Here is a 3,945-nt window from a genome sequence, read left to right on the forward strand (position 1 = left end):
GTGACCGACAGCGGGTTCCACTCGGCGATGGCGCCGAGCCACGCGGGCATCGTGCCGGGGTCGACGAAGACGCTGGACAGGAACCCGGCGGGCCATCTCATTGACCGTCCCGGTGAGGACGCCGGTGCCGCCCCTGGCCGCCACCTCACGCGGGTCGACGCCCATCTGGCTGGTCAGCCATTCGGGCGGCTCATCGCCGACGGCTGCCAGGTTCATGCTGATCTGCAGATGATCGTGGCGATCGCCGGCGAACTCCCGCAGATCGTTCAGCTTGGCCGCGAGTTGTTCCTCGGTGAACTGCGGTGGCACGCCGAGCGCGACGATGTCGGCCTTCTCCGCGGCCAGCCTGAGCAGCCGGGGGCCAGAGGCGGCGATCAGGATCGGCACGTCGCGCACCGCCGCCACCGTCCGCGCGAGCCGTTCGATCCGCTGGGCCGCAGTGCCGAACTCGACGCCCAGCGCGGCGGCGTCCTGCTCGGCGCGCGGCCGTCCCGCGCCGATGCCCAGCTCGAACCGGCCGCCGGTGAGCGTGTGCAGGGTGGACGTTTCCCAGGCCGTGGCCTCCGGCGTCCGGTAGGGGGCGCTGACCACGAAGGTGCCGACACGCAGAGTCGTGGTCACCGCGGCGGCGGCCGCCGCCGCCGCGAACGGCGAGAACGTGCCGAGCGTGTCGGGTACCAGCAGCGTGGCGTATCCCAGGCTCTCGACCCGGCGGGCGAGTCCGGCCCAGGCCTCGGCGCTCGGGGCGTATCCGGCGACGGTGCCGAATCTGAACGGGTGAGTGGTCATGCCCGCCACCATTGCCCATGGGGGTGGCCGGGGCGTCGCCCGCAGGGCCGGTGATCGACTACTCCGTACGGCGCACGCCCGCACATGGGCCTACTCCCCCTGCGGTAGCGGCCAGGCTCCCCGCCGATCCCGGTAGCGACGGTCTGTCGCGTGCTCACGCCGCTGCGTCTCCTGATGCGGGGGGACGCACCGTCCGGGGCAGTAAGGCCATCAGCGCCACCAGGACCGCGGCGGCCGGGACACCCCAGAACAAGACGTCCGGGATGGCCGTGACGGTCACCGCCGGGCTCGGAGCGCGGCCCTGAAGTTCACGGGCGAGGAGGCTTCCGAAGACCGCCACGCCGAGCGACAGGCCCAGGCCACGGACGGACACGGCGGCGGAGGTCGTGGCGGCCAGGTCCCCGGGTGGGGCGGCGTTCTGCGCGACGACCACCAGGTTCTGCATCAGCAGCCCGAACCCGGCCCCCAGCACCGCGATCTCCACCGCGAGCAGGGCGTAGGAGGTGTCGGGAGTGAGCCGGCTCAGCAGCATGAACCCCAGCACCGAGATCACCGAGCCGGCGAGCAGGTAGGGCTTGAAGCGGCCGCCTGCGCCGATGCGGACGCCGGCGAGTGAGGAGACCGCCATGAACGTCAGGACGTACGGGTTGAGCGCCAGGCCCGCCTGGGCGGCCCCCATCCCGTACGCGGCCTGCAGATAGGTGGGCAGATAGACGATCGATCCGCCGAGCAACGCGCCGAGCAGCGCGGTGGCGGCAAGCGCGACGCGCAGGGTGGGGTCGGTGAACAGCCGCAGGGGCAGCAGCGGGTTGGCCGCACGTCGTTCCCGCCAGATGAACAGGGCCGCCAGCGCCGCCACCGTCCCGGCCAACGTGAGGATCACGCCGGAGTTCCACGCGTATGCGCGGCCACCCCATTCGGAAAGCAGGAGCAGGCCCACCGTCGCGCCCGCGATCAGCACGGCCCCGGCCAGGTCGACCTGGCCGCCCCCGCCGGGTTTGGGCAGCCGCAGCGTGAACAAGGTGAGCGCCATGCTGAGCAGGCCGAGGGGCAGGTTGATGTAGAAGATCCAGCGCCAGCCCCAGGCGTCGGTGATCGCGCCGCCGGCGAGCGGGCCGCCGACGCTGGCGAGCGCGAAGACACCGCCGGTGAAACCCTGGACCCTGCTACGCAGATGCCGCGGGTACAGCTCGGACAGGGCGATCGTCGGCAGAACGAACAGTGCGCCGGCACCGACGCCCTGCAGGGTTCTTGCGACGACCAGCTGGGGCATCGTCTGGGCCAGGCCGCACAATGCGGAGCCCGCGATGAAGACGGCGACCGCGGTGACGAATACCGGGCGCCGGCCGAATCGGTCGCTGATGCGGCCGTAGAGCGCGCCGGCCGCCGTGGAGGCCAGCACATAGGAGGTGACGATCCAGCTGATCGCGTCCATACCGCCCAGGTCGGCGGCGATGTCGGGCAGGGCGATGGCCACCACCGTCTGGTCCAGAACCGACAGCAGCATGCCGATCAGGAGGCCGGCCGTGGCGAGTGGCACGTTGCCGCCTCTCGGCGGAGCGCCGGAGGCGGTCTGTGTGAGGTCTGCGGACATCAGGCTCAGCCCCTTGCCCGCACGAGCGGGTTGGGCAGGTCGAAGTCGGTGCACAGCAGGTCCTGGTCGATGGCCGCCGCGGCCACGGTGCCGCTGGCCGCGGCGGCGATGACCGCGGCCATCGGCACCGGTATGGTGGCGCGCCGCGCCATGTCACCTGCCGCGTACACACCCGGCACGCTGGTCTGGCCGAACTCGTTCACCTCCACGCATCCGTCGGCGAAGGTCACGCAGCCGAGGCAGGCGGCCAGATCGGAGCGCTGGCGCGGCACGTTGACGACGAACACCGCGTTCCTGGCCAGCGGCTCGCCGCTTTCGAACACGATGTGCTCCAGCCGGCCACCGCTCCCCTCCAGGCAGGCGATGGTTTCGCAGCGCACGGAGACACCGTTCGATTCCAATTTCGCGTGCGAGGCGGGTTCGAGCGCTTCGCCGCCCGTGCAGAGGATGACGTCGGCGGCAAAACGGCTCAGTTGCAGCGCCAGCCGGACCCGGGCCGGTTCCGCGCCGATCACCGCGACCTGCTTGCCGGTGCATTCGTAGCCGTGACAGTAGGGGCAGTGGAAGGCGGATCGGCCCCACAGCGCTTCGGCCCCCCGGAGACCGGGAATCTCGTCGGCCAACCCGGTCGCCAGCAGGAGCCGCCGCGTTTCCACCGTGCCGCCGCCGGACAGTTCCAGACGCAAGCGGCTCTCCTCCAGGAGGCGGGCGCCGGTAACCGTACCAGCCTGTATCCGAACCGCCGGATACGCGGCCAGTTCCTCGCGGCCGAGCCTGCGCAACTCGGCGGGCGGCGTGCCGTCGCGGGTCAGGAAGTTGTGCACGTTGCTGGCCGGGGCGTTTCGGCCCTCGCCGGCGTCGGCCAGAAGCACCCTGCGGTGGACCCGCCCCAGAGTTAGGGCGGCGGCCATGCCTGCCGGGCCTGCGCCGACGATGACGGCGTCGAACATGTCTGCCTCCGTAAGCGGTCGTTGCTTGACGTGGAGGCAAGTCTGCAAGTTAATGTCAACATGAAGTCAAGCGATTCCATGCTGATCGGGGAACTCGCCGAGCGGTTCGATCTCGCACCGCATGTACTGCGCCACTGGGAGGCGATGGGCCTGCTGACCCCGGCCACCAGGGTGAACGGCCGCCGCCGCTACACCCGCGACCAGGTCATCCACGTCCTGACGATCATCCGCGCCAAGGCGGGCGGGATGAGCCTGGAGCAGATCCGGGAGATGCTCAGTGTCTCCGGTAAGACTGAACGCCAAGCGCTCCTCCAGCGCCATCACACTGAGCTGGAGCGCAGGCTCCGCGAGATATCGGCGTCCAAGGCGCTGATCGAGCACCTCATGCGGTGCACGGCGGACGACTTCACCCAGTGCCCTAGCTATCGGCGCATCGTGGAGGGCGCGGCCGGACTCCACGACCACCGTGAGGACGACTGCGTGATCTGAACCTGCCGCTCCCGGTACCGGGCCGGCGGGCGTTGAGCTCGGCGGGTCGTTCACGGTCGAGGACCGTCCCGGGGGCGGGACCCGGGTCGGGGTCACGCTTCCCGCACATGAGGGAGAGGACAC

At 70.9% G+C, this 3,945-nt stretch carries 4 protein-coding genes; 1 reads left to right on the forward strand and 3 read right to left on the reverse strand.

Annotated features, from left to right (window positions below; genetic code table 11):
* The 3 genes from AB0395_RS47665 to AB0395_RS47675 form a co-directional block, all read right to left on the reverse strand.
* The coding region (locus AB0395_RS47665) for an LLM class flavin-dependent oxidoreductase (protein ID WP_366294868.1) at positions 1-789 on the reverse strand (789 nt) is incomplete at its 3' end.
* A 154-nt stretch (positions 790-943) separates the two neighbouring features.
* Entirely contained in the window at positions 944-2,383 is a 1,440-nt protein-coding gene (locus tag AB0395_RS47670; RefSeq protein WP_366294870.1) for an MDR family MFS transporter, read from the reverse strand.
* Between the two features lie 5 nt (positions 2,384-2,388).
* Positions 2,389-3,333 (reverse strand): NAD(P)/FAD-dependent oxidoreductase, encoded by a 945-nt coding sequence (locus AB0395_RS47675; RefSeq protein ID WP_366294872.1) that lies wholly within the window; start codon positions 3,331-3,333, stop codon positions 2,389-2,391.
* Between the two features lie 60 nt (positions 3,334-3,393).
* Between AB0395_RS47675 and AB0395_RS47680 the strand changes: the two genes are divergently transcribed.
* Entirely contained in the window at positions 3,394-3,822 is a 429-nt protein-coding gene (locus AB0395_RS47680) for a MerR family transcriptional regulator (RefSeq protein WP_366294875.1), read from the forward strand.
* The last annotated feature ends 123 nt before the right edge of the window (positions 3,823-3,945 follow it).

The sequence above is a fragment of the Streptosporangium sp. NPDC051023 genome, assembly GCF_040689595.1.
In the GTDB taxonomy this organism is placed as follows: domain Bacteria; phylum Actinomycetota; class Actinomycetes; order Streptosporangiales; family Streptosporangiaceae; genus Streptosporangium.